At 68.0% G+C, this 25,607-nt stretch carries 24 protein-coding genes; 8 read left to right on the forward strand and 16 right to left on the reverse strand.

What is annotated here, in order from left to right; all coding sequences use genetic code 11:
- Positions 1-54 precede the first annotated feature (54 nt).
- Positions 55-2,286, forward strand: coding sequence for a YccS family putative transporter (gene yccS / locus AC1Q6E_RS22100; protein WP_492573529.1), 2,232 nt, complete (start codon positions 55-57; stop codon positions 2,284-2,286).
- Here yccS and ggt read toward each other — a convergent pair.
- Entirely contained in the window at positions 2,283-3,869 is a 1,587-nt protein-coding gene (gene ggt, locus AC1Q6E_RS22105; RefSeq protein WP_296560595.1) for a gamma-glutamyltransferase, read from the reverse strand. The two genes, yccS and ggt, sit on opposite strands and share 4 nt — an antisense overlap.
- Positions 3,870-4,010: 141 nt before the next feature.
- Between ggt and AC1Q6E_RS22110 the strand changes: the two genes are divergently transcribed.
- Positions 4,011-4,979: a Bug family tripartite tricarboxylate transporter substrate binding protein gene (locus AC1Q6E_RS22110; RefSeq protein ID WP_152798722.1), complete on the forward strand. Its 969-nt coding sequence runs from the start codon at positions 4,011-4,013 to the stop codon at positions 4,977-4,979.
- A gap of 112 nt (positions 4,980-5,091) precedes the next feature.
- Positions 5,092-6,765, forward strand: coding sequence for an energy-dependent translational throttle protein EttA (gene ettA / locus AC1Q6E_RS22115; RefSeq protein ID WP_152798720.1), 1,674 nt, complete (start codon positions 5,092-5,094; stop codon positions 6,763-6,765).
- A gap of 66 nt (positions 6,766-6,831) precedes the next feature.
- On the opposite strand, the gene AC1Q6E_RS22120 is transcribed toward ettA, so the two are convergent.
- Genes AC1Q6E_RS22120 through AC1Q6E_RS22130 form a run of 3 tightly spaced genes read right to left on the reverse strand, consistent with a single transcriptional unit; the run spans position 6,832 to position 9,214 of the window.
- Entirely contained in the window at positions 6,832-8,202 is a 1,371-nt protein-coding gene (locus tag AC1Q6E_RS22120) for an ATP-binding protein (RefSeq protein WP_296560589.1), read from the reverse strand.
- Complete coding sequence (locus tag AC1Q6E_RS22125) at positions 8,199-8,864, reverse strand: response regulator transcription factor (protein WP_152798716.1); 666 nt, start codon at positions 8,862-8,864, stop codon at positions 8,199-8,201. Before AC1Q6E_RS22125 ends, AC1Q6E_RS22120 begins: the two co-directional genes overlap by 4 nt.
- Before the next feature lie 2 nt (positions 8,865-8,866).
- Positions 8,867-9,214 (reverse strand): PepSY domain-containing protein, encoded by a 348-nt coding sequence (locus AC1Q6E_RS22130; RefSeq protein ID WP_152798714.1) that lies wholly within the window; start codon positions 9,212-9,214, stop codon positions 8,867-8,869.
- Positions 9,215-9,332: 118 nt separating this feature from the next.
- Between AC1Q6E_RS22130 and AC1Q6E_RS22135 the strand changes: the two genes are divergently transcribed.
- Both AC1Q6E_RS22135 and AC1Q6E_RS22140 read left to right on the forward strand, forming a co-directional pair.
- Positions 9,333-9,629: a PepSY domain-containing protein gene (locus AC1Q6E_RS22135; protein WP_296560583.1), complete on the forward strand. Its 297-nt coding sequence runs from the start codon at positions 9,333-9,335 to the stop codon at positions 9,627-9,629.
- 53 nt (positions 9,630-9,682) lie between these two features.
- Positions 9,683-10,012, forward strand: a complete 330-nt coding sequence (locus tag AC1Q6E_RS22140; protein ID WP_152798710.1) for a hypothetical protein — start codon at positions 9,683-9,685, stop codon at positions 10,010-10,012.
- On the opposite strand, the gene AC1Q6E_RS22145 is transcribed toward AC1Q6E_RS22140, so the two are convergent.
- Positions 10,004-10,756 (reverse strand): ferritin-like domain-containing protein, encoded by a 753-nt coding sequence (locus tag AC1Q6E_RS22145; protein ID WP_296560581.1) that lies wholly within the window; start codon positions 10,754-10,756, stop codon positions 10,004-10,006. The genes AC1Q6E_RS22140 and AC1Q6E_RS22145 overlap by 9 nt on opposite strands.
- A 292-nt stretch (positions 10,757-11,048) precedes the next feature.
- Between AC1Q6E_RS22145 and AC1Q6E_RS22150 the strand changes: the two genes are divergently transcribed.
- The gene (locus AC1Q6E_RS22150; protein WP_152798708.1) at positions 11,049-11,276 is read left to right on the forward strand and encodes a YMGG-like glycine zipper-containing protein; all 228 of its coding nucleotides are present in this window, start codon (positions 11,049-11,051) and stop codon (positions 11,274-11,276) included.
- A 107-nt stretch (positions 11,277-11,383) separates the two neighbouring features.
- Here the strand turns inward: AC1Q6E_RS22150 and AC1Q6E_RS22155 are convergent, their stop codons facing one another.
- The 4 genes from AC1Q6E_RS22155 to AC1Q6E_RS22170 are packed head-to-tail and all read right to left on the reverse strand — an operon-like array spanning position 11,384 to position 15,665.
- Positions 11,384-12,385, reverse strand: a complete 1,002-nt coding sequence (locus tag AC1Q6E_RS22155; RefSeq protein WP_152798707.1) for a Bug family tripartite tricarboxylate transporter substrate binding protein — start codon at positions 12,383-12,385, stop codon at positions 11,384-11,386.
- A gap of 43 nt (positions 12,386-12,428) precedes the next feature.
- Positions 12,429-13,637 carry an FAD-dependent oxidoreductase gene (locus tag AC1Q6E_RS22160; RefSeq protein WP_492573530.1) on the reverse strand — a complete coding sequence of 403 codons (1,209 nt, stop codon included), beginning with the start codon at positions 13,635-13,637 and terminating at the stop codon, positions 12,429-12,431.
- Between the two features lie 37 nt (positions 13,638-13,674).
- Entirely contained in the window at positions 13,675-14,736 is a 1,062-nt protein-coding gene (gene gtdA, locus AC1Q6E_RS22165; protein WP_296560575.1) for a gentisate 1,2-dioxygenase, read from the reverse strand.
- A gap of 53 nt (positions 14,737-14,789) precedes the next feature.
- A complete protein-coding gene (locus AC1Q6E_RS22170; protein WP_152798701.1) occupies positions 14,790-15,665 on the reverse strand; it encodes a fumarylacetoacetate hydrolase family protein in 876 nt (291 codons plus the stop codon).
- Between the two features lie 369 nt (positions 15,666-16,034).
- Here AC1Q6E_RS22170 and AC1Q6E_RS22175 point away from each other — a divergent pair, with 369 nt between their 5' ends.
- Positions 16,035-16,925: a hypothetical protein gene (locus AC1Q6E_RS22175; RefSeq protein WP_296560573.1), complete on the forward strand. Its 891-nt coding sequence runs from the start codon at positions 16,035-16,037 to the stop codon at positions 16,923-16,925.
- Positions 16,926-16,946: 21 nt separating this feature from the next.
- On the opposite strand, the gene AC1Q6E_RS22180 is transcribed toward AC1Q6E_RS22175, so the two are convergent.
- Positions 16,947-18,116, reverse strand: coding sequence for a mandelate racemase/muconate lactonizing enzyme family protein (locus AC1Q6E_RS22180; RefSeq protein WP_296560572.1), 1,170 nt, complete (start codon positions 18,114-18,116; stop codon positions 16,947-16,949).
- A 113-nt stretch (positions 18,117-18,229) separates the two neighbouring features.
- Here AC1Q6E_RS22180 and AC1Q6E_RS22185 point away from each other — a divergent pair, with 113 nt between their 5' ends.
- Entirely contained in the window at positions 18,230-19,183 is a 954-nt protein-coding gene (locus AC1Q6E_RS22185) for a LysR family transcriptional regulator (protein WP_152798695.1), read from the forward strand.
- Here the strand turns inward: AC1Q6E_RS22185 and minE are convergent.
- The 6 genes from minE to AC1Q6E_RS22215 form a co-directional block, all read right to left on the reverse strand.
- Positions 19,155-19,415 carry a cell division topological specificity factor MinE gene (gene minE / locus AC1Q6E_RS22190; protein ID WP_152798693.1) on the reverse strand — a complete coding sequence of 87 codons (261 nt, stop codon included), beginning with the start codon at positions 19,413-19,415 and terminating at the stop codon, positions 19,155-19,157. The genes AC1Q6E_RS22185 and minE overlap by 29 nt on opposite strands.
- Positions 19,416-19,418: 3 nt before the next feature.
- On the reverse strand, positions 19,419-20,234 hold the full coding sequence (gene minD / locus AC1Q6E_RS22195; protein ID WP_152798691.1) for a septum site-determining protein MinD: 816 nt from the start codon (positions 20,232-20,234) through the stop codon (positions 19,419-19,421).
- A 20-nt stretch (positions 20,235-20,254) separates the two neighbouring features.
- On the reverse strand, positions 20,255-21,037 hold the full coding sequence (gene minC, locus AC1Q6E_RS22200; RefSeq protein ID WP_492573531.1) for a septum site-determining protein MinC: 783 nt from the start codon (positions 21,035-21,037) through the stop codon (positions 20,255-20,257).
- Between the two features lie 339 nt (positions 21,038-21,376).
- A complete protein-coding gene (locus tag AC1Q6E_RS22205) occupies positions 21,377-23,140 on the reverse strand; it encodes a glutamine--tRNA ligase/YqeY domain fusion protein (RefSeq protein ID WP_152798726.1) in 1,764 nt (587 codons plus the stop codon).
- A gap of 77 nt (positions 23,141-23,217) precedes the next feature.
- Entirely contained in the window at positions 23,218-24,732 is a 1,515-nt protein-coding gene (locus tag AC1Q6E_RS22210; protein ID WP_296559553.1) for an ATP-binding protein, read from the reverse strand.
- Positions 24,729-25,475 (reverse strand): response regulator, encoded by a 747-nt coding sequence (locus AC1Q6E_RS22215; protein ID WP_152798728.1) that lies wholly within the window; start codon positions 25,473-25,475, stop codon positions 24,729-24,731. Before AC1Q6E_RS22215 ends, AC1Q6E_RS22210 begins: the two co-directional genes overlap by 4 nt.
- Positions 25,476-25,607: the final 132 nt, after the last annotated feature.

Here is a 25,607-nt window from a genome sequence, read left to right on the forward strand (position 1 = left end):
CCTGGCACGAGTCCTGCGTGCGATAGTTACGGTTGTCAGTTCCCTGTTGCACTCATGCGTCTCGCCTCCATTCCCGATACCCTGCGCCGCCTCTGGGCGCACGACACCTTCGTCTACAGCCTGCGCGTGTTCATCGCCCTGGCCAGCGTCATGGCCCTGTGCGGGTGGAATGACCGGATGGATCTGGTCATTCCGGCGTTCCTGGGCGTCATCGCCTGCGCGCTGGCCGAGACCGACGACAACTGGCGCGGCCGGCTGCTGGCCCAGGTCGTCACGCTGGCCTGCTTCGCCGTGGCGGCCGTCGCGGTCAAGGCGCTGTTTCCCTATCCCTGGCTGTTCCTGGCGGGGATGGTGCTGTCCACGTTTTGCCTGACCATGCTGGGAGCCATCGGCGAGCGCTACCGCGCCATCGGGTATGCGACGCTGATCCTGGCCATCTATACCACCATAGGCGTGGAGCAGGGCGGCGGCGAGGGCGGCTTCTGGCACGAGCCGGCGCTGCTGATGGCCGGGGCGGCCTGGTACGGCCTGTTGTCGGTGCTGTGGGCGGCGCTGTTCGTGCACCAGCCCGTGCAGCAGCGGCTGGCGCGGCTGTATGCGGCGCTGGGGGACTACCTGGTGCTGAAGGGCTCGCTGTTCGAACCGGTGCGCGGGATCGACCTGGAGGCGCGCCGGCTGGAGCTGGCGCAGCTCAACGGCAAGGTGGTGGTGGCGCTGAACGGGGCCAAGGAGAGCATTTTCAGCCGCCTGGGCCAGAGCCGGCCGGGCCGCAAGACGGCCCGCTATCTGCGGCTGTACTTCATCGCGCAGGACGTGCACGAGCGCGCCAGTTCTTCGCACTATCCCTACGACGAGCTGGCCGACGCCTTTTTCCACAGCGACATCATGTTCCGCTGCCAGCGGCTGCTGGGCCTGCAGGGGCAGGCTTGCCGCCGGCTGGCGCGGGCGATCCGGATGCGCCAGCCCTTCGATGCCGGGGACGAGGCGCGGCAGGCCCGGGCCGACCTGGATGCCTCGCTGGATTACCTGCGCCGGCAGGGCCGGCCGGAATGGATGCGGTTGCTGCGGTCGGTGGGGGCGCTGTCGGCCAACCTGGCGGAACTGGACCGGCGGCTGGGCAGCGCGAGCAATCCCGACAAGCTGGACGAGCAGCAGCAGGACAACAGCCTGCTGGATCGTTCCCCGCAGTCGGTGGGCGAGGCCTTCGACCGGGTGCGGCTGCAATTGACGCCGGGGGCGCCGGTGTTCCGCTATGCCGTGCGGCTGACGCTGGCGATGGCGGCGGGCTACGGCATGCTGCATCTGGTCCATCCGCAGCAGGGCTACTGGATCGTGCTGACGACGCTGTTCGTCTGCGCGCCCAGCTATGGCGCCACGCGTACCCGGTTGGTGCAGCGGGTGCTGGGCACGGTGCTGGGGCTGCTGGTGGGGTGGGTGCTGTTCAAGCTGTTTTCCAGCCTGCTGGTGCAGGCGCTGTTCGCCGTGGTGGCGGGCGTGGCTTTTTTCGCCACGCGTTCGACGCGCTACATGATCGGGACGGCGGCGATCACGGTACTGGTATTGCTGTGTTTCAACCAGATCGGCAACGGCTATGACCTGTTCGTGCCGCGGCTGGTGGACACGTTGATCGGCGCGGCGATCGCGGGGCTGGCGGTGCTGGTGGTGATGCCGGACTGGCAGGGGCGCCGGCTGACGCAGGTGGCGGCCAATGCGCTGGCGGCGAACAGCCGTTATCTGCGCGAGATCATGATCCAGTACGAGACAGGCAAGCGCGACGATCTGGCCTATCGGCTGGCGCGGCGCAATGCGCACAATGCGGACGCGGCGCTGTCGATGGCGATGTCGAACATGCTGGCCGAGCCGGGGCATTTCCGGCGGGATGCCGATGCGGGGCTGCGGTTCCTGACGTTGTCGCATACGTTGCTGAATTATCTGTCGGGGCTGGGGGCGCATCGGGAAAGCCTGTCGGACCATGCGAGCGACGCGCAGATCGCGCGGATGACGATGGAGGTGATCGACGCGCTGGACGGGATTGCGGCGGGCTTGGCGGGGAAGGGCGGGCTGGCGGCCAGCAGCGAGGAGGAAGGGGCCTTGGCGCGGGCGCTGGAGCAACTGCCCGAGGATGATGCCGATGATGGGCACCGGTTGGTGCTGACGCAACTGGGGTTGATCGGTGGGGTGCTGGGGCCGCTGCGGAAAGTGGGGAGCCGGCTGGTCCGATTGGAGAGCCGGGAGGTGGAGCAGGAGCTTGCCGGGGCCGAGGCCCCGGGCGGGGGTGTGCGCTAGTAGCCGACGGCCTGGCCGTCGCGGCGTGAATCCGAGGCCGCGATGTAGCCTTCGTCGCCGCGATAGATCAGTTGGGCGGTGCCGAAGTCCAGGCTGTGGCGTTCCGAGACCTCGACGGTGTGGCCCAGGCTGCGCAGGCCGTCGACCACCGCGGCGGGCGTGTGGGCTTCCAGGCGGACTTCGCCGGGCTCCACGCGGAAGCGCGGGGCGTCGCTCATGGCTTGCGGGTTCTGGCCGAAGGCGCCCAGGCGCACCAGCATCTGCATGTGGCCCTGGGCCTGCATCGAGCCGCCCATGACACCGAAGGCCATGACGGGCTGGCCGCCGCGGGTGACGAAACCGGGGATGATGGTGTGCATCGGTTTCTTGGACGGGGCGACGCAGTTGACGTGGCCGGGGCGCAGGTTGAAGCCGATGCCGCGGTTGTGCAGCGAGATGCCGGTGCCGGGGACCACGACGCCGGAGCCGAAGCCCTGGAAGTTGGACTGGATGAACGAGACCATGGTGCCGTCCGCGTCGGCGGCGGCCAGGTAGACGGTGCCGCCCAGCTTGGGGGTGCCGGCGGTGGGGGTGCCGGCGCGGGTGGGGTCGATCAGGGCGGCGCGCTGCGCGAGGTAGGCGGGGTCCAGCAGGTCGTCCAGGCCCAGGCGCATGGCGGCGGGGTCGGCGATGTGTTCGTGCAGGTCGGAGAAGGCCAGTTTCATGGCCTCGATCATGGCGTGGTACATGGCGGGGCTGTCCAGGCCCATGCCTTCCAGATCCAGCCGGTCCAGCATGCCCAGCGCGGCCAGGGCGGCGATGCCCTGGCCGCTGGGGGGGATCTCGTGCAGGGTGTAGCCGCGGAAGTCCTGGCGCAGGGGTTCGACCCACTGCACTTCGTGGGCGGCCAGGTCGGCCAGGGTCATGGCGCCGCCGGTGCGCTGCGCGAAGTCGACGATCTTCTGCGCCAGCGCGCCGCGGTAGAAGCTGTCGCCGCCGGTCCGGGCGATGTCGGCCAGGGTGTCGGCCTGTTCGGGGAAGCGCCAGCGGTCGCCGGCCTGGGGCGTGCGGCCGTCGCGGAAGAAGGCTTCGGCGAAGCCGGGTTCCCGGGCCAGGTTGGGGGCCTGGCGGGCCCACAGGCGGGCGATCTGCGGCGTGACCTGGAAGCCTTCCCTGGCGTAGTGCAGCGCGGGCTGGACCAGTTGTTCGAAAGGCAGCTTGCCGAAGCGCTCGGACAGCGCGCGCCAGCCGGCGACCTGGCCGGGCACCGTGACGGCGTCCCAGCCGGTGACGGGCATGGTCGCGCGGCCGCGGAAGTGGTCCAGGGTCCAGGCGGCGGGCGAGCGGCCGCTGGCGTTGATGCCGTGCAGGCGTCCCTCGTGCCAGATGATGGCGAACAGGTCGCCGCCTATGCCGTTCATGACCGGTTCGACCACGGTCAGCACCATGGCGGCCGCCAGCGCGGCATCGACGGCGTTGCCGCCTTCGTACAGCATGCGCAGGCCGGCCTGCGAGGCCAGCGGCTGGCTGGTGCTGACGGCATTGGCCGCCAGCAGAGGCATCTTCTGCGAGGTATAGGGGAAATTCCAGTCGAAAGGCAGCATGGCGTCGCTTGCGGGTAGTCGTCCTGGAGCACAGCATACCAAGGGCCGGGCCGCGGCACTCCACTACAATGGACGCCGTCCGCCGGGCCGCGCCGGCGCGCCATCCGGGGCTTTCGTCGCGGCTGCTTCCTTGCCACCACCATGAACCGTATCCTGCCTCCCCTGTGCGCCGGCCTGCTGGCGCTGGCCGGCACCGCCGCCACGGCCCAGACCTGGCCCGCCAAGCCCGTGCGTATCATCGTCGCCTATCCGCCCGGCGGGGTCAGCGACATCGTGTCGCGCGCCCTGGCCGACAAGCTCGGCGGCCAGCTCGGCACGACCGTCATCGTCGAGAACAAGGCCGGCGCCGGCGGGACCCTGGGCATGGACGCGGTCGCCAAGGCGGCGCCCGACGGCTACACCATCGGCTTTTCCTCGATCAGCCCGCTGTCGCTGAATCCGCTGCTGGGCCGGGTCAACTACGATCCGTTCAAGGACATCGCGCCGGTCGCCAGCGTGATGTATTCGCCGGTCGTGCTGCTGGGTACGCCGGCGTTCCAGGGCAAGAGCCTGGCCGACGTGGTCGGGCAGGCGCGCAGCCGTCCCGGCGCGCTGCGCTGGGGCACCTCGGGCCTGGCCACGGTCGGCCACATCACGCTGGAGCAGTTCAAGCGCGCGGCCGGGGTGGACATCACCCACATTCCCTACAAGGGGGGCGGCCAGCAGCAGAATGACGCGCTGGGCGGCCAGTTCGAGCTGCTGTCCACCAATCTTGGCCCGGTGCTGAACGGCCACATCAAGGCCGGCAAGCTGCGGCCGCTGGCCGTGGGGGCGCCCGAGCGCATCGATTTCCTGCCCGACGTGCCGACTTTCACCGAGGCCGGCTTTCCCAAGGCCAACCTGATGTCGGTGTTCGGCGTCTTCGCGCCGGCGGGCACGCCCGAGGCGGTGCTGGGCCGGCTGAACGCCGAGATCAACAAGGCCCTGGCGCTGCCGGACCTGCGCGCGCGCCTGGTGGACAGCGACAATGTGCCCACCGGCGGCAGCGCCGCGGCCTTTGCGCGCCTGATCCGTGCCGAGTACGACAACAACCGCGACATCATCCGGCAGGCCGGCATCAAGCTGGAGTAGCGCCGGTTCCGGTTCGCCTTTCCCGCGCGAACCGGCCTACACTGTCTGCTTCGCCATAGGCGGGGCCGGCCTGGCCGGCCCCGCGTCCTTTTTCCTTTTCGTTCGTCCATCCATGGCCCAATACGTCTTCACCATGAATCGCGTCGGCAAGATCGTGCCGCCCAAGCGGCAGATCCTGCGCGACATCTCGTTGTCGTTCTTCCCGGGCGCCAAGATCGGCGTGCTGGGCCTGAACGGTTCCGGCAAGTCCACGCTGCTCAAGATCATGGCCGGCGTGGACCAGGACATCGAGGGCGAAGCCCGCCCCATGGCCAACCTGAGCATCGGCTACCTGCCGCAGGAACCCCAGCTGGATCCCGCGCACACCGTGCGCGAGGCGGTCGAGACCGGGCTGGGCGGCGTGTTCACCGCCAAGAAGCGGCTGGACGAGGTCTATGCCGCCTACGCCGAACCCGACGCCGATTTCGACGCGCTGGCTTCCGAGCAGGCCGAGCTCGAGGCCATCATCGCGGCGGGCAGCGGCAGCGGCAACGACGACATCGAGCACCAGCTCGAGATCGCCGCCGACGCCCTGCGTCTGCCGCCCTGGGACGCGGTGGTGGGTCACCTGTCGGGCGGCGAGAAGCGCCGCGTGGCGCTGTGCCGCCTGCTGCTGTCCAAGCCCGACATGCTGCTGCTGGACGAACCCACCAACCACCTGGACGCGGAAAGCGTGGACTGGCTGGAGGTGTTCCTGCAGAAATTCCCGGGCACCGTGGTGGCGGTCACCCACGATCGCTACTTCCTGGACAACGCCGCCGAATGGATCCTGGAACTGGACCGCGGCCATGGCATTCCGTGGAAGGGCAACTACAGCTCCTGGCTGGAGCAGAAGGAAGACCGTCTCAAGCAGGAGGAGGCCAACGAGTCCGCCCGCCAGAAGACCATCAAGAAGGAACTGGAATGGGTGCGCCAGAACCCCAAGGCGCGCCAGGCCAAGTCCAAGGCGCGTATCGCCCGCTTCGATGAACTGAGCTCGCACGAATACCAGAAGCGCAACGAGACCTCCGAAATCTTCATCCCGGTGGCCGAGCGCCTGGGCAATGAGGTCATCGAGTTCAAGAACGTCAGCAAGGGCTATGGCGACCGCCTGTTGATCGACGATCTCAGCTTCAAGGTGCCGGCCGGCGCCATCGTCGGCATCATCGGCCCCAACGGCGCCGGCAAGTCGACGCTGTTCCGCATGATCGCGGGCAAGGAACAGCCCGATAGCGGCGAAGTCGTGCGCGGCGGCACCGTCAAGCTGGCCTATGTCGAGCAGACGCGCGACGCGCTGGAAGACGGCAAGACCGTGTTCGACGCCGTGGCCGACGGCGCCGACATCCTGACGGTCGGGCGCTTCGAGATGTCGTCGCGCGCCTACCTGGGCCGCTTCAACTTCAAGGGCGGCGACCAGAACAAGACTGTCGGCAACCTGTCGGGCGGCGAGCGCGGCCGGCTCCACCTGGCCAAGACGCTGCTGGCCGGCGGCAACCTGCTGCTGCTGGACGAGCCGTCCAACGACCTGGACGTGGAAACGCTGCGCGCGCTGGAAGATGCCCTGCTGGAATTCGCCGGCAGCGTCATGGTGATCAGCCACGATCGCTGGTTCCTGGACCGGATCGCCACCCACATCCTGGCCTTCGAGGGGGATTCGCAGGTGGTGTTTTTCGATGGCAACTACCAGGAATACGAGGCCGACAAGAAGCGGCGCCTGGGAGAGGAAGGCGCCAAGCCCAAGCGCGTGCGGTTCAAGGCGTTGAAGTAGGCGGCGGAGCGGCCGCCTTCAGGGGCGGGTCGCGGCCGTTCGGGCCGGACCCGGCGTCTTCCCGTATCAGAGGGCTGATTGGGCCGGCGCGGGCAGCGTCATGATCACCGCCAGTCCGCCGAGTTCGGCGGAGCGGCCGAAGGCGATGCTGCCCCGGTAGGCCTCGACCAGGTCGCGGGTGATGGCCAGGCCGAAACCGGTGCCGGGGCGCGATTCGTCCCAGCGGCGCCCGCGCTCGATGTGGATGGCTTCGTCGTCGGGCAGGCCGGGGCCGTCGTCTTCCACCCGCAGGGTGAAGCTCCGGTCGGGACCCGGTCGGGCCTGGACGCGCACCCGGGTGCGCGCCCATTTGCGGCCATTGTCCAGGAGGTTGCCCAGCAGTTCGGTCAGGTCGCCTTCGTCGCCGGCAAAGCGCAGGCCGCCGGCGATGTCGACGTCCCAGTCCAGCGCCTGGGCATCGGGCAGGGTGGTCAGGGCGCGCAGGGTCTTGCGCGCGACGGCGGCGACATCGGCGGTGTGGCGGCCCAGCGCCGCCGCCATGCCGGCGCGGGCTCGCGCGAGGGCGCGGGCGACGTGCTTGTCCATGGCGCGCACCTGTTCGTCGATGTCGTCGGCCAGCCGGTCCTGTTCCTGGGCGCGTATCTGGCGCGCCAGGGCCCCGAGCACGGCCAGCGGCGTCTTCAGGCCGTGGGCGAGATCGCCGGCCTGGGTGCGCGCGCGTTCGACCGCGGCATCCTGGAAGGCGATGAGCCGGTTCAGGTCGTCGACCACCGGTTGTACTTCGTCGGGGACGTCGCGCGAGAGCTGGCGGCGCCGGCCCGCGTGGATGGCGCGCAGGTCGGTACGCAGGTTGCGGAACGGCCGCAGCGCCAGGTGGATGAAGCCGGCCATGGCGATCATGAGGACGATGCCCAGGGCGAACAGGGACGGCACGAGCAGGTTGAGGAAGGATCGGCGCTCGGCCTGCAGGTCGGCGCTGTCGAGCGCGACGGCGATGTGGACCGCGGTTTCCGGGCCCGGGTCGTCCAGCACGACGGTGCGCGTGATCGCCAGCAACCGCGCATGCTCCGGCCCGGCCACCCAGTCCGATCGAAGTTGCGCGCCGGCCCGCGCGGGCGCGACCTGCAGCGTGGTATCCCACAGCGAGCGCGAGCGCAACTGGCGGTTGCCGGGCGCGTCGATCTGCCAGTACAGGCCGCTGTAGGGTTGTTCGAAGCGGGGTTCGGCCAGGGGCGCGTCGAGCGCGATGCTCCCGTCGGTCTCGATGCGCAATTGCGCGGCCAGCGTCTTGAGGAAAACGTCCAGCTCGGCGGTGGCGCGGCGCTCCATCTGCCGGTCGAAGATCAGCGTCAGTCCCACGCCGCTGATGGCCAGCGCGAGGGCGATCATGAGCGCGGCGGCGCATCCCAGCCGGACGAGCAGCGAACGCCTGCTCATCGGCCCGGGTCGGGAATCAGGTAGCCGTGGCCGCGCCGGGTCTCGATCAGGTCCACGCCCAGCTTGCGCCGCAGCCGCGCGACCAGGGCCTCGATGGCGTTGGTGTCGCGGTCGCTGCCGGTCTCGTAGATATGGTCGATCAGCTCGCTTTGCGACAGGATCCGGCCGGGATGATGCAGGAAGTAGGACAGCAGGCGGTACTCCAGCGCAGACAGCGTCATGGCCGATCCATGCACGGTGACGAGCCGGGTGCGCGTGTCGATCTCGACCGGCCCGGCGCGCAGGATGGCGGACGATTGCCCCGCCGCGCGCCGCGTGATGGCCCGCAGGCGGGCCAGCAGTTCTTCCATCTGGAATGGCTTGGCCAGATAGTCGTCGGCGCCGGCGTCTATGCCTTCGACCTTGTCGCGCCAGCCGTCGCGGGCGGTCAGGATCAGGATGGGAGTGGTGATCTCCGAGGCCCGCAGGCGCTTGAGCACGGTCAGGCCGTCCAGCTTGGGCAGGCCCAGATCCAGCACGATGGCGTCGTAGTCTTCGGTGCCGGCGAGGAACCAGGCGGATTCGCCGTCGGACGCCTCGTCGACCGCGTATTGCGCGCGTTCCAGTCCGGCGCGTATGTCGGCCGCGATACGAGGCTCGTCTTCGACTACCAGTATGCGCATGGTTATTTGATCTTCAGGATTTCCAGGGTGCGGGCGTCGATTTCCAGCTTTTTGCGGTGGCCGCTGGGAGGGAGCACCTTGACCTCGTAGATCCAGATGCCGTCATCGCGATCGAGCTCGATCTCAATGATATCCCCGGGCACTTTATCGCGCACCACGCCCAGCACCGCCGACAAGGGGCGGATTTCCCCCTGCATCAAGGCGGCGCGGGCGCAGTCCTGGTCTTTCTTGCAGTTGTCCCGGTCGCGCGCCTGGGCGGGCGCGCAGGCGAGGGTGCCCGCCAGAAACACGGCGGCGAGGGCCGGCAGGAGCCGGGGACGAAGGCGGAGGTGAAGCAGGCTTGCAGACATGGACGGACACTAACAGGCGCTGGCTGATAAAACGCTGACAGGGGCGGTCAGGAAGGCGGGGCGCCGGGTGGCTATTCTGCCAGCCATGGATCAACACTCCCTACGAAAGAGGACCGTCATGCGCATCTTGCCCGCCCTGATTATCGCCGTTGCCGCCACCGCCGCCACCACCAGCGCCGCCCAGGCCGCCGACAAGTGCGCCTACGTGCCGCGCGAGCGCTGGATCCCCATCGACCAGGCCATCCGCAAGGCCGAGTCCCTGGGCTACGACGTGCGCCAGGTCGAGCCGGACGACGGTTGCTGGGAAGTGGAAGGCTTCGACAAGAACGGCGCCAAGATCAAGCTGTATCTCGACCCGGCCAGCGGCGAGGTGGTCAAGCCCTCGACCTGGCTGGGGCGCAGGGGACGCCAATGACGCTGCCCGGCGCCGGCGGGACCTGCCATACCGTGACTCCGAGGAGTGATGCCGTGAACCAGTCATGCTACGCCGGCCTCCATGAGTCCGGGCTTTTCGACACGCACTACGAACCCGGCAGCATAGGCGCCGACCTGGCGCTGCGCGGCCGCATCGAGGCGGAACTGGCCGGCCTGGGCGAGGCGCGCCAGCGGTGTTTCGGCTATGCCGCCTACGGCGCCATCGTGGCCGGGCTCAAGCGCGATTTCGCCATCGCCCAGCGCCAGCCCTGGACGGACATCTGGCACTGGCCGGTCGAACGGGCCGACGAGATCATCAACTATCTGCAGGGGCGCCATGCCGAAACGCTGGGCCATGCCGCCGGCCGGCGCCGGTCAGCGTAGTGCGAAGTGCACCATCCGCGCCAGCGGGATCTCGATGCCGGACTGTATGGGCGTCGGCAGGTTGAGCGGCTTGAGGAACATCTTTACGCTCATGTCCGCGCTGACATGGCTTTGCACGAGGCGGCGGGTCGCGCCATTGACGCGTTCGATGTAGGCCTTGTCGTTGGCGTGGCCGGGATGGCGGTGATTGAGCACGTGGCGGATGGCGCATTCCGCATCGTCGTTGCGGATTTCGAGCAGGCGCCTGACCAGCGCGCCCAGTACCTTGATCCTGCCGTTGCCTTCCTGCGTGTTGTAGCGGTTGAAATAACGGTAGAAATATTTGTAGTGCCGGACCTCGTCGGTCCGGATGTGGGTGGCGAGTTCTCGCAGCACGGGTTCGGGCGAGTATTCGGCCAGGCTGCGGTAGAGCGTCGCGGTGCCCATTTCCACCACGCAGCGCGCGGCCAGCTCCAGCGCGCGGGTCGGTTCGAATTCCTCCAGCGTGCAGCGCTGCGAGTATTCTCCGAAGAAGCTGTCGAAGGCGCGCTGCCAGTCGAATTCGGGCCAGATGTGTTCGATGTAGGCGCGCAGCGCGCGGCCGTGTTGCAGTTCTTCCGGTTCCCAGTGCTGTCCCAGCCAGCCGGCCACGTCGCTGTCGTCGTGGTAGTAGTCGACCAGGTTGCGGGTATAGAGATCGGACCCGCTTTCGACGAACGAGGCGCTGCACAGGAGAAAGAACAGCGCTTCGTCTTCTTTGACCATGGAGGGGGCTATCCGCCCGAAATCGATCTCTTCCAGGCGCCACGGAAGGCTAGTTGCAACAGCGTCCACCGAATTCTCCGAGTTCGACGTCTATCCAGGATAAGCCTATTTCCCGCGCGATTCGAGCCCCCGCGGGGTGTCGGGGAGCCGGGGGGCGCCAGGAGACGGTTACGTTGTGTCATGCTTGTCGAGTTCGTTCACAGACAGCCTGGGGCGAATCTGTCACCTTTGGTCCATGCCAGGGCACGATATCTGGTGCCATCCGTCTATAACAGACACTAGGGAGTCACTCATGAAAGCGAATCTTGTAGCCAAGCTGATGGTCGGCGCCGCCATTGCCGTGTCCGCCACGGGATGTGCCAGTTGGGACAGCATGTCCGGTCGCCAGAAGAGCACCGTGGTCGGTGCGGGCGTGGGCGGCGTGGCCGGCGCGGCGCTGACAGGCGGCGGCGTTCTGGGCACCATCGGCGGTGCCGCCATCGGCGGCGTGGTGGGCGACCAGGTCGGCAAGCGCCGCTGAGCGCCTGCGCGACGCCGGGCCGCTCGGCGGCCTGGCGATGGAAAATGAAAACAGCCCCGGTCCGGCAGGATTCGGGGCTGTTGTTTTTCTACTACTTTCTGTATCAATTATTCCGGCGTGATGCCGGCGGCCTTGACCACGCCCTGCCATTTGGCGAATTCCGCCCGCGACAGGTCGGCCAGCGCCTGGGGTTTCATGGGCCGTGGCGTGACCCCCTGCTTGACCAGGGTGGCCCTGACATCGGAGGTCTCCAGCAGGCGGTTGATTTCCTGGTTATAGGCGGCCACGGTCTGCGCCTTCATGCCGCGCGGACCCCAGACCGCATACCAGGCATCGGCGTCATAGCCCGGCGCGCCCAGCTTGTCGAGCGGCGCGATGGCCGGATAGCCCGGGTCCTGCTCGCGCCGCGAGGCGCCCAGGATCTCCAGCCGCTTTTCCTGCTGCAGGGGGACGGCCACGTGCATGGGCTGGAACATGGCCTTGATGTGGCCGGCCAGCAGGTCGGTGGTGGCGCCCGCCGAGCCTTTGTAGGGGACATGGACCATGTCCAGCCCCAATTGGGCGGTCAGCATTTCCATGCACAGGTGATGGAACGTGCCTTTGCCCGGCGAACCGTAGTTGACCTTGCCGGGGTTGCGCCGCACGTAGTCGATGAATTGCGCCAGGGTGCTGGCGCCGATCGAGGGATGGAGGCACAGCGCGAAGTTGGTCGAGCCCAGCATGGCCACGGGCGAGAAGCTCTCGATCACGTCGAACGGGACCGATGAATAGACCAGCGGCAGCGTCAGCGCCGTGTTGGTGCTGAACGCCAGCGTATGGCCGTCGGGCGCGGCCTTGGCCACGGCGCCCAGGCCGATGATGCCCGAGGCGCCCGGCCGGTTCTCGACCACGATCGTGCGGCCGATGCGCTCGGACAGCCTGGGCGAGAACAGGCGCGCGCACAGGTCGGGCGTGGTGCCGGGCGTGAACGGCACGATGAATTGCACCAGCTTGTCGGCCAGGCCGAAGCTGTCTTCGCCGGCAAAGGCGCTGCCGTAGCAGGGCGCCAGGGCGCCCGCCAGCATGGTGCCGACGAACTTGCGCCGAGGGATGGACGTGGAGTCGTTCATGAGGTGTCTCCTGAGAGTGGCCGCGCTCTGCGGCGCGGTGATGTCATTGGATTTCGTTGGCTCGCCTGATGCTGGCGATCATGGATGAATTGATGAGGTACTGGCGGTGGGCGTCGCGGTCGGCCACGGTGGCACGCAATTCGTCCAGGCGCTCGCGGCGCACTTCGGGATCGCGCTCTTCGAGCAGGCGCTTGTTGCGTATGGTGATGGCCTGCACGTATTCCACGTTCACCGTCCGGCGCTGGCGGTGATAGCGGTCCAGCAGATCGGACGAGGCGCCGTGCAGCAGGACCTCGGCCAGCTTGGCGGTGAGGTTCATGGCATCGTGGATGCCGCTGTTCAGGCCCATGCCGCCCAGCGGATTGTTGACGTGGGCGGCGTCGCCGGCCAGCATGACGCGGCCGTCCCGGAAGTCCTTGGCGACGCGCTGGTGCACGCGATACACGCTTTTGTAGGGCACGTCGTAGTCGAGGTCGGGCGACAGGAAGCCCTTGATCTTGCCCTGCACGAAATCGGGGTCCAGCACTTCGGTCTCGTCCATCTCGGCGGGGATCGGGAAGGCGATGCGCCAGATCGGCGGCGGGCCGTCGTGGGGCTGGATGAAGATGGCGCTCCATTCGTCGGGGTCGGCGATGTAGGCGTTGCCGGTGTAGCCCTGCTCGCGCAGGTCGTAGCGGGTGGCGAACACCAGGAAGCGCTCGGGCCAGGTGAAGCCCTCGAATTCCGTACCCATGGTCTTGCGCACGACGCTGCGGGCGCCGTCGGCGCCGATCACATAGCTGGCGCGTATCTCGGTGGTCCGGCCGTCGGGTCCGGCCGCCTGCACGGTCACGCCGTCGGCGTCCTGTTCATAGCCCAGGCATCGATGCGAGAACAGTATCTGGGCATGGGCGTGCTGCGCCAGGGCCTCGGCCGCGATGCTCGAGAGTTTGTGCTGTTCGACGTGCAGGCGGAACGGATAGGGAGTGAGATCGGCGATGATGCCCAGGTCGAACTGCGCCACCAGGCCCTGCTTGCGGTCGCGGATCTGCCATTCCGGCACGCGCAGGGCGCGGCTGCGCAGTGTCTCGCCTATGTTCAGGGTGTCGAGCATTTCGACAGTGGGCGGATGGAAGGTGCCGGCCCTAAGGTCCTGCGGAATATGGTCCTCGCTTTCGAGGACGATGACGGCTATGCCTTTCTGGGCGAGCGACAGGGCGGCCACCAGGCCCACGGGGCCGGCGCCGGAGATCACGACGGGATGATGTTCCATGATTCGTTCGATAGTTGCGGTGGGTCCGGGAGGCGGCTCAGTCGCGCTGTTCGCGCCATAGCGCCAGCGCTTCCTGGACGGGGCGGTCGGAGAAGCTGAACAGTACGGCTTCGTCCTGCGCATGGAGTTGGTGCGTGGCCCAGCTGGGAATGACGAAGACGTCGTTGGGCCCGGCCACGAAGCGGCGGTCGTCCAGCGTGACGGCCACGCTGCCTTCCAGGACGGCGAAGACGGTGCCGGCCGAGCAGCGGTAGGGCGCCGTGGCATGGCCGCGCGGCAGCAATTGCGCATACGCGCCCATGGTGGGCATGGGCGAGCGGCCCGACAGCGGATCGACGTAGCGCAGTTTGTAGCCGAGATGGGGGTCGGGCCGGTCGGCCGCCTGCAGCGCGCGCAGCGACGCCAGCGTGCGTTCGTAGGGGTAGCAGAACATCGGCGAGGCCAGATTGGGCGCGGGTGCGGCATCCACGGGCACGAGGCCGTTGCCGTAGCGCAGCACGTTGTCGCCGGCCGGGCGTTGCAGGGCCTGGCGATCCTGGGTGGACGACTCGGCGAAGCTGGCGTCCAGCATGGCAACCAGTTGCACGTCGAGCCCGTCCAGCCAGACCATGGGCGCATCGCTGTCGTTGCCATGGTCGTGCCAGGTCCAGGACGGCGTGGTGACGAAATCGCCACGATGCATGATGGTTTTCTCGCCGTTGACCGAGGTGTAGGCGCCATCGCCTTCCAGGATCAGGCGCAGCGCCGCCTGGCTGTGCCGGTGGGCGCGCGCCACTTCGCCGGGCAGGATGGCCTGCAGGCCCGCGTACAGCGAGGTCGTGATGGCAGCCTTGCCGCGCAGCCCGGGGTTCTCGAGGATGAGGACGCGGCGCTCGGCCTCCTCGGCCGTGATCAGGTCGGTGGCTTCGGCGATGTAGCGCCTGACCTGCGGGTAGGACCAGTGCGCGGCCTGGCAATCCGAGCGCGGTGTCTTGGTGACGAGGTTGTGCAGTTGCTCCCAGAGCGGGGCGAGATTGTCGGCGCCGATGCGGGCGTAGAACGCTTCGCGCTCCGCGCGGCTGGCCGAGGTCTTCCCGGTCGAGGGTGGGGTGTCGTTCATGGTCTCCTCCTGCCCGGACAGGTTGTGCGGCAGGACGTGCCTGCCCAGGGTGTTCAGCCGCGCACGGCGACGCGCATTTCGCCTATGCCTTCGATGCGCGCATGCATGATGTCGCCCGGCTGGACGGTGTTCACGCCTTCGGGTGTGCCGGTCATGAGGATGTCGCCGGGGTAGAGCGTGTACACGCGCGAGGCGATCTCTATGAGTTCGGCGATGCCGGTGATGAGGTCGCGGGTGTTGGCGTTCTGGCGCGGTTCGTCGTTGACGTGGATGGAAAAGGCCAGGGCGCCGGGGTCGGCGATTTCATCGGCGGTGACGAGGTAGGGGCCGAGCACGGAGTAGGTGTCCGCCGACTTGCGATAGCTGCGGTCCTCGGTGCCGCGCACGGTCATGTCGAGGCCGATGCTGTAGCCGGCGACGTAGGAGAAGGCGTCGGCGGCGGCGATGTCCTTGCCGCGCTTGCCGATGACGACGGCCAGTTCGACCTCGTGGTCGTTGCGGCGGCCGGGAAAGGCGATGCGCACGCCTTCGCCCGCGCCCACGAGCGACTGCGCCGATTTGAGGAAGACGCCGAATTTGGCGACGGGGCTGGCGAAGCCTTCGTAGTGGGCGACGTGGACGTTGTTGTGGATCTGGGCGTCGACCAGGGATTCGTCGACGTGGGCATGGTAGTTCAGCGGGGCGGCGATGATTTTCGCGGGCGTGGCGACGGGGCTGAGCAGCGTCACGTCGGCCAGCCTGGCCGTGGCGCTTCCGGCCTTGGCCGCCAGGATGGCGGGCTTGAGCGCCTCGAGGTGCTCGATGAACTGGTCGCCCGGCTCGACGGGCCAGCGCAGGGCCGGCAGTTGTCCGGCCACGCTGGTGACGTCGTGGACGATGTCTCCTTCCACCAGGCCGATGCGGCCTTCGTTGTAACGGCAAATCTTCATTCCGGTCTCCAGGCCCTTGGGTGTTGCGGATCGGGGTTTCCGATCGACGATCAATTTTGAGCGTGTTCAATTTTATTGAGGAGAGGCGCTGATCGTCAAGGACGTCCGGGATGAAAAAAACCCTTTCCGGGAAGGTGTCCGCCGCCAAGGCGGGCGTCGTGTTTCCGTCACCCTACCAGGCCGGTGATGAAAGAAGTAAGTATCCGCTTCAACGATGATTGCCGATTTACGGCCATCCTGGCTGGCGTGATCAAGAATTGTCTTATTGTCGAAAAATCATCAATTTTGACGATTGTCGTGCGGGAGCACGCCTCCTAGGATGGGGATGCTCATCGAGCCATTCCAACAAGACAACCAGGGGGAATCCAGATGCATTGTGTCCTGAAAACCACCGGCGCCGCTGTCGCGCTGGCCTTGCTGGCCGCCTGTGGCGGCAGCGACGATCCCAAGCCGACCTATTCCGAGACGCAGCTCAAGGAGCTCGGCATCGATGTCGTGGGCATCAGCCTGGGGTTGCCGCAGGTCACGGTCTTCACGGCCGGCCAGGTCCTCGGCTTCCTCGACGACGGCGCGCCAGGCGGCCCCCAGCCGTGCGAAGACGGTGGCACCTATACGGCCACGCTGACGCGCGCCGGCGGCGGCAGCGGCAGCATCCCGGCCAACGGCGACAAGGTCGACATCGCGTTCGACAAGTGCGAGGACGATGCCGCGCAACTGACCGGCAAGACGACCGTGACGTTCAGCGACGTCAGCGGCGACATTTTCGATACCGACGCGGCGGCGGCGGCGACGATGTCCTTCCCGTTCCGTGGCATGGATATGGACGGGGAGACCACGCTGGACGGCGATTTCGTGCTGAAGGCCGTCACCACGCCGGGCGGAGCCCCCGGCACGGACGATGGCACGAGCACGTTGAAGCTCTCGGGCTCGGCCAGGATCACCGAGAAGGGCTCGTCGATCGAGATCAGCGACTATGTCGCGGAGCTTGCCACCGACCATGCCACCGACACCGACACGTTCTCCAGGGTCGACTACCGGGCCAAGGGGGCGCGTTCGCCGTTGGGCGCGTTCGACTACCGGGTCTCGATGACCTCGCCGCTCGTGGCCAAGATCGCCTTTGGCGAGCTGATCAGCGGCGGCCTGCGGGCCAGGATGGATGCCGAGACGGTGGACACGACCATTGCCACTTCGGGCACGGGCGTCACGACGATCTCCATCAAGTCCTCGTCGGGCAAGAGCACGACCCTGAGCCAGTTGTAAGCGCGGCGCGGGCTGGCGGATTCACTCCGCCAGCTCACGCATCTGCGCATACAGGTCGTTCTTGCCCTCGAAGCCTATGCCCGGCAATTCGGGCATGACGATGTGCCCGTCCTGGACCCGCACGCCGTCGGGGAAGCCGCCGTAGGGCTGGAACAGGTCCGGATAGCTTTCGTTGCCGCCCAACCCCAGCCCCGCCGCGATGTTCAGCGACATCTGGTGCCCGCCGTGGGGGATGCAGCGGCGCGGCGACCAGCCGTGTGCGCGCAGCACCTCCAGGGTGCGCTCGTATTCGACCAGTCCGTAGGACAGCGCGCAGTCGAACTGCAGCCAGTCGCGGTCCGGCCGCATGCCGCCGTAGCGGATCAGGTTGCGGGCGTCCTGGTGGCTGAACAGGTTTTCGCCGGTGGCCATGGGGCCCGGATAGTACTCGGCCAGCGCGGCCTGCAGCGCGTAGTCCAGCGGGTCTCCGGCTTCCTCGTACCAGAACAGGGGATAGTCGCGGAGCATCTTGGCGTAGGCGATGGCGGTATCCAGGTCGAAGCGGCCATTGGCATCCACCGCCAGCTGTCCGCGTCCCTCGATCTCGGCCAGGACCGCCTCGATGCGCCGCCGGTCCTCGTCGAGGGCGGCGCCGCCTATCTTCATCTTGACCACGTTGTAGCCGCGGTCCAGGTACGATCGCATTTCCGCGCGCAGGGCCGACAGATCCTTGCCCGGGTAGTAATAGCCGCCCGCGGCGTAGACGAATACGCGCGGATCGGCCGTCGCGCCGTGGCGTTCGGCCAGCAGGCGGAACAGGGGCTTGCCCTCGATCTTGGCGACGGCGTCCCAGACGGCCATGTCTATCGTGCCCACGGCCACCGAACGTTCGCCGTGGCCGCCGGGCTTTTCGTTGGACATCGCGGCGGCCCACACGCGGTGCGGATCGAGATTGGTGCCGGCATCGTTCAGCAGCGACTGCGGATCGGCGTCCAGGATGCGGGGCGCGAAGCGTTCGCGGATCAACCCGCCCTGGCCGTAGCGGCCGTTGGAGTTGAAGCCGTAGCCGATCACCCGCTTGCCGTCGCGCACGGCGTCGGTGACCACGGCCACGAGGCTGCTGGTCATCTTGGTGAAATCGATATAGGCGTTGCGGATGGGCGAGGAAATGGGCTTGGTGACTTCGCGGATTTCGAGGATGCGGACGGACATGGAAACTCCAGGGGGCCGGGCGGATGGCCGGCTGCATGGACGTATCATGCCGTTTGCCGCACGGGGCGGCCAATGCTAGTTTTCTCTTTTTCCATGCTCTGTAAGCATCGGCCATGAACCTGATCTGGCTGGAAGATTTCCTGGTCCTTGCCGAGTGCGGCAATTTTTCGCGCGCGGCCGAACTGCGGCACATGACGCAGCCGGCCTTCAGCCGCCGCATACGCATGCTGGAGGACTGGCTGGGCGTGACCTTGTTCGATCGGGCCACGCATCCGGTCACCCTGACCGAGACGGGACTCTGGTTCCGGGCCACGGCCCAGGACATGCTGGCGCGCGTCGAGCGCATCCCGGACGAGGCGCGCCGGGTGGCGCAGGCCGGCTCGGCCACGCTGCGCTTCGCGGCCACGCATGCCTTGTCGCTGACTTTCCTGCCTGATTGGCTGCGCGGCCTGGAGGCCGGCCTGGCCCTGGGGCCCATCCAGTTGGTGTCGGACGTCGCCCAGCAGTGCGAGGCGCTGATGACCCAGGGGCGGGCGCAGTTCTTCCTGTGCCACGCGCACGAGCAGGCGCCGGCGCGGCTGGACCCGTCGGCCTATCCGTCGGTCAAGGTGGGCGACGACGTGCTGCTGCCCGTCTGCGCGCCCGATCGGCAGGGCCGGCCGCGCTTCGTGCTGGGCGGGGCCACGGGCAGGCGCGTGCCCATCCTGGCCTACAGCGCGGAGTCGGGCCTGGGGCGCATCGTCCGGGCCGTGCACGGGGCGGCGTTGGCGCGGTTGCGGGCCGATGTGGCGGTGACGGCGCACCTGGCGACGGTATTGCAGTCGATGGCACGCAGCGGCCGCGGCGTTGCCTGGCTGCCGGCCAGCCTGGTCCGCGACGAGCTGGATGAGGGGAAACTGGTCGAGGCGGCAGAGGCGTCCTGGCGCATCGCGCTGGACATCCGCCTGTACCGCCGCGGCGGCGCCGAGCCGGCCGCGGCCGAGGCGTTCTGGCGGGCCGCCGGCGCGCAGGCGCCGGGGCCGCGGGAGAGCGGTGGCGTCAGGTCGCCGAAGGCATCTCGATCTTGACTTCAAGCACTTCGAAGGTGTCCTGGCGCTCGAGGTTCACCTTGATGTCCTCCGGGTTGATCTTGACGTACTTCGAGATGACGGCCACCAGTTCCTTCTGCAACTGCGGCAGGTAGTCGGCCGAGGCGCCGGTGCCCGATCGTTCGTGGGCGAGAATGATCTGCAACCGTTCCTTGGCGACGCCGGCCGTCGAAGGCTTTTTCTGTCCGAGGAAAAAGGAGAGCAGCGACATCGATTATTTCCCTCCGAACAGACGCTTGAAGAGGCCGGGCTTCTCGTAGTCGATGAAACGCAGCGGCTTGTCTTCGCCCAGGTAGCGGTCGACGACGTCATGGTAGGCCTCGGCCACCGAAGTGCCCTTCAGGTGGATGGCGGGCAGGCCCTGGTTCGAGGCTTGCAGCACGTCTTCGGATTCGGGGATGACACCGATCAGCTTGATGCGCAGAATGTCCTCGACATCCTTGAGCGACAGCATTTCGCCCTCGGCCACGCGCTTGGCGTTGTAGCGCGTGAGCAGCAAGTGTTCCTTGACGGGTTCCTCGCTATTGACGGCGCGGCGCGACTTGGCCGACAGGATGCCCAGGATGCGGTCCGAATCGCGCACCGACGAGACTTCCGGGTTGGTCACGACCAGCGCGTCGTCGGCGAAATAGGCGGCCATCAGCGCGCCCGACTCGATGCCGGCGGGCGAGTCGCAGACGATGTATTCGAAGTCCATCTCTTTCAGGCCTTCCATGACCTTCTCCACGCCTTCCTGCGTCAGGGCGTCCTTGTCGCGCGTCTGCGAGGCCGGGAGGATGTAGAGATTGTCGAGCTGCTTGTCGCGGATCAGGGCCTGGTTCAGGGTGGCTTCGCCCTGGACGACGTTGATCAGGTCGTAGACCACGCGGCGTTCGCAACCCATGATCAGGTCGAGGTTGCGCAGGCCGACGTCGAAGTCGATCACGGCGGTCTTGTGACCGCGCAGTGCCAGGCCTGCCGAGAAGGCGGCGCTGGAGGTGGTCTTGCCGACGCCGCCTTTGCCTGAAGTCACGACAACGATACGTGCCATGGGGTGTGGATCCTTATGAGTTAGATGGGCAACGGTTCGACCAGCAGTTTCTCGCCTTCGAGGCGGATCAATGCCGGTTTGTCCTGGATGTCGGGGGAAAGGGCCGTGGCCAGCGTCCGGTAGACGCCGGCCACGGCGACCAGCTCGGCCTCGAGCCGGGTGGTGTAGATGCGTGCCTTGGTGTCGCCGCGGGCACCCGCCATGGCCTTGCCGCGCAGCGGGCCGTAGACATGGATGTTGCCGTCGGCGATGACCTCGGCGCCATGGCTGACCACGCCCATGACGATCAGGTCGGCATGGCGGGCATAGATCCGCTGGCCCGAGCGCAGGGGCTTGTCGATGATCATGGTCGGCACCGCGTGAGGCGCGGCGGGAGGCTGCTCGGCCACGGTTTCGGTGGCGGCCGGGGTGGCCGGCGGGCGCGGGGCGGGGGCCGGCGCTGCCTGGGCGGCCGGCGCCGGTTCGGCGGCGGGCTCCGGCGCGGGAGACCGGACCGGCGCGGCGGACAGCGACAGCAGGGCGAGGCCGGCCTCGCGGGCCGATTCGGCCAGTTCCGCCGGGGCCATGATTCCTATGGTCGGCAGGCCGTGCCGCTTCAGGGCCTCGGCCAATTGGTTCCAGTCGAGCGGTTCGGCCAGCCGCGAGGCGTCGATGACCACCGGCTCGTCTTCGAAGAAACCGGCGGCCTCTTCCATCCGCTGGTCCAGCGCGGCCAGCACGGCCTGGAGGTCGGAGGAATGCAGCACTACGCGGATGGCGTAGAGCGAGGTGCTCTTGATATCAAGTACGGGACTGGCTTCCATGGGCGGCGCCGGACGGCGCAAATGCGCAAAATACAGATTCTACCGGTAGGCGCCCCCGCGTGGGCGTTAGCGGTTGTGTCGGAGGGAAGCCCACCCCCTACCCGCTGACGCGGGCCCCCTCAAGGGGGCGGCGCTGGCGGACCGGCAAAGCCGGATCCGCGGCGCCCTGGATCTAGTACGAGTTTCCTGGATTGGATCACCGTTGCTGCCGCTGGCAGCCAGCGAAGCGCGGAGGTCAACCCAAGATAAAGGAACCAGACCCGGGAAACCGCGGATCTGGCTCCGCCAGTCCGCTGGTTTCGCCCCCTGGGGGGCGCCCGAAGGGCGTAGGGGGGACGACTACTTCCAGGTGTCGCGGAGGGTTGTTGTGCGGTTGAAGACCGGGGCCAGGGTGGACGAGTCCTCGCGGTCGGCGACGAAGTAGCCGAAGCGTTCGAACTGGTAGGAGGTGCCCGGCGTGCCGTCGGTGCCGGGCTCCAGGTAGCCCTGGATGGTCTCGACCGAGTTGGGGTTCAGGTACTCGATGAAGTCCTGGCCGCCGGCGCTGGGGTTGGCCTCGGTGAACAGGCGGTCGTACAGGCGGATCTCGGCGGGCACGGCCGTGGGGGCGTGCAGCCAGGTGATGTTGCCCTTGACCTTGACGCTGTCCGCGCCGGGGGTGCCGCTCTTGGTGTCGGGCAGGTATTCGGCCTGGACCTCGACCACCTTGCCGGCCTCGTCCTTGACGAAGCCGGTGCATTTGACCACGTAGCCGTACTTGAGCCGCACCATGTTGCCGGGGAACAGGCGGAAGAAGCCCTTGGGCGGGGTTTCCTCGAAGTCTTCCCGCTCGATCCAGAGCTCGCGTCCGAACGGGAAGGCGCGCCTGCCCATTTCGGGGTGGTGGGGGTGGCGGGGGGCCGAGCATTCCTCGGTCCGGCCTTCCGGATAGTTGGTGATGACCAGCTTGAGCGGGCGCAGCACCGCCACGGTCCGCGGCGCCTTGGGGTCCAGGTCGTCGCGCAGGGCCTGTTCCAGCAGCGAATAGTCGATCCAGGAGTCCGATTTCGAGGCGCCGGTGCGTTCGCACAGCAACTGGATGGCCTCGGGCGTGTAGCCGCGCCGGCGCAGGCCCAGGATGGTGGGCAGGCGCGGGTCGTCCCAGCCGCTGACGTGGCCGTCGTTGACCAGTTGCAGCAGCCTGCGCTTGCTGGTGATGATGTAGGTCAGGTTCAGCCGCGCGAATTCGTGCTGGTGGGGCAGGGGAGCCCGCAGCAGGCCCAGTTCGCGCAGGTGGTTCAGCAGCCAGTCGTAGAACGGCCGCTGGTCTTCGAATTCCAGCGTGCAGATGCTGTGCGTGATGCCTTCCAGCGCATCCTCGATGGGATGGGCGTAGGTGTACATCGGATAGATGCACCACTTGTCGCCCGTGCGGTGGTGCGTGGCGTGGCGGATCCGGTATAGCACAGGATCGCGCAGGTTCATGTTGGGCGAGGCCATGTCGATCTTCGCGCGCAGGGCCATCGAGCCGTCCGGGTGCTTGCCGTCGCGCATCTCGCGCAGCCGGGCCACGGATTCCCCGGGCGGCCGGCTGCGCCACGGCGAATCGGTGCCCGCTTCGGTCAGCGTGCCGCGCATGGCGCGGATTTCCTCGGGGCTCTGTTCGTCCACGTAGGCGTGGCCGGCCATGATCAGCGCCTCGGCCGCCTCGTACATGAAATCGAAATAGTCGCTGGCGTGGTAGTAGTGCTCCGTGCCGAACGCCGTCCAGTCATAGCCCAGCCAGCGCACGGCGTCGACGATGGCATCGACGTAGCGCTGCTCTTCTTTCTCGGGGTTGGTGTCGTCCAGCCGCAGGTGGCAGACGCCGCCGTAGTCGCGGGCGAGGCCGAAATTCAGGGCGATGCTCTTGGCATGGCCGATGTGCAGGTAGCCGTTGGGCTCGGGCGGAAAGCGCGTGCGGATGCGGGCGGGGTCCAGCGGCGCCTCGGCCAGCTCCGACGCCGATCCGGGATGGCCGGCCCAGTGTTTCTCGGCATAGCGCCCGGCGGCCAGGTCGGCCTCGACGATATTGCGCAGGAAATTGGTGGCCGGAGCCGGGGCAGGTTTGTTGGATATGGTCATCGTTGTATGCGTTGGACGAAGTGTCCCTGTTTCGATTTTGCCATAACGGGCCCTCCCTACGCCCGGACGGGCGCTCCTCAGGGGGCGGGGGGCCGGTACGGAAGGATCGCGACGGCCCGCAGGCCGCCGTCTGGCGGGGTTTCCAGGTCGAGACGGCCGCCGTGGGCGCGGGCAATGGCGTCGACCAGGGCGAGGCCCAGGCCGACGTTGCCGGTGCGGCTGCGGGCGGGGTCCAGGCGGGAGAAGGGACGCAGGGCGTCTTCGTAGCGATCGGGGCTGATGCCTGGACCATGGTCGCGCACGCCCAGCCGGGCCTCGCCGTTCCGGGTTTCCAGGGTGATTTCCAGCGGCGGGGCGCCGTGTTGCAGGGCATTCTGGATCAGGTTGTCGACCAGCCGCGCCAGGGCCACGGCATCGGCGTTGACCACGATTTCGTCCGCGGGGGGCGCCGGGTAGTCGATCTGGCAGCCGGTGCCCAGCCACGCATGGACGCGTTCCCGCAGCCAGTCGCCCAGGTCGATGGGCGTGAAGTGATAGGTGGCGCGGTCGGTGCCGCGCACGAAGCCGATGAACTGGTCGACGATGTGCTGCATGTCTTCGGCGTCCTTGCGCAGGCCGTCCCGCAGCGTGGGATCGTCGATCATCTCGGTGCGCAGGCGCATCCTCGACAGCGGGCCCTTGAGGTCGTGCGGCAGGCCGGCCAGCAGCGTGCGCCGCACTTTGTCAGATTCGTTCAGCGCGTCGAGCATGGCATTGAAGCGTTCGCCCAGGGCCTGGGTCTCGCGCGGCCCGGCCGGCTTCACCCGCTCCGGCTTGCCGGCCGCCAGGCGGTCGGCGGCATGCGCGAGCGAGGTAATGGGCCGCGTGATGTGCCAGGAGAACCAGGCGGCCAGCAACAGGATCGCGCCGACGCCGCCCAGCCACATGACGATCAGGGGGGTCTTGACGGGCGGGCTGATGCGCTCGAGCGAAATGACCAGCCAGGACCGCATGAATGGCTCTTCGTCGTTGCCCAGGCCGGGATTGAGCGAAATGAACAGGGCGGGTTCGGGTCCGCGCGACAGGGCCACCCGGGTCCCGTCCGCCAGTTGCATGTTCAGGCGCTGGATCAGGCCCCGCATGGCGTGGCGGGGATCGTCGTCGGCCCAGCGGGGAGCCTCCCGGGGGCCGCGGCGCTCGGGGCCGAAGCGGAACTCGCCGGTCCGGTAGTCGGGCGGCATGCGGCCTCCCGGCAGGGGTTCGAAACGGGGGCGGGGGGGGTGACCCTCGCGCCGCGGGCGCTCCTCGCCCGGCCGGGGCCGGGGGGGGATGGGGCGGGAAACCAGCCGCCATTCGCCCTGGGAGGCTTGCGCGACGAAGGCGGCGCGCTCGCTTTCGTCGATCTGCGCGATGGAGGCGCGCAGGGTGCGTATGGTGGTGGCCATGAGATCCGGCGTGACGTTCTCGAGGACGTTGCGGCGGTAATGCTCGATGGCCAGGAAGGTCGTGGCCTGCGCGACCAGCACGGCGCCCAGGATCAGCAGGACGAGGCGCGCGCGCAGCGAGCGCGGCACCAGGCGGCCGGCCCAGCTCCGCGCCGCGGGGGCGTTCATGGCAGGGGCGGCGAGGCCGGCGCCGGGTCGTCGTTCAGCGAGAGGGGCGCAAAGCGGTAGCCGATGCCCCAGACGGTCTGGATCCACGCCGGCTGCTTGGGGTCGTCCTCGATGGCGCGGCGCAGGCGCAGGATGGCGATGTCGATGGCGCGGTCGTTGCGCTCGCCGGCCTCGTCGTCACGCGCCAGGGCCAGCAGCCGTTCGCGCGAAAGCGGTTTGCCGGCGTTGCGCAGCAGGGCCTCCAGCAGGTTGAATTCGCCGCCGGTCAGGCGCACTTGTTCGGTGCCGCGGTGCAGCGTGCGGGCCTTGGCGTCGAAGATGAAGGGGCCGAACGATACCGGGGCATCCTTGACCAGCGCCGAGGGGCCGCTCTTGCGCCGCAGCACCGCCTCGATGCGGGCGAGCAGTTCGCGCGGGTCGAAGGGTTTGCCCAGATAGTCGTCGGCGCCGGATTCCAGGCCGATGATGCGGTCCACCGTTTCGTCGCGCGCGGTCAGCAGGATCACCGGCAGGTCCTCGCCGCGCTCCCGCAGCCGCCGGCAGGCTTCCGCGCCGTCGCCGCCCGGCAGCATGCGGTCCAGCACCAGCAGGGCGGGCGCGTACCGGGTGATGCGCATTTCCAGGTCGGTGGCGTCGGGCGCCAGCAGCGTGTCGTAGCCCTGTTTGTTCAGGTAGTCGGCCAGCAACTGGCGCAGGGCCGGGTCGTCGTCGACCACGAGCAATTTGGTGGCGGATTTTTCCATGGGGAAATGTTCGCGTGGCGGGGCCGGACCCGCAAGCTGCCTGAAATCGGTTGAAACAGATGGACCCCGCCGCGCAACCGGTCCGAAACGGGTCTGGAACAAGAATGCACTCACCGCCGCAGTCCGATGCGG

The organism is Pigmentiphaga sp. MLSB6-MA01 (genome assembly GCF_058793475.1).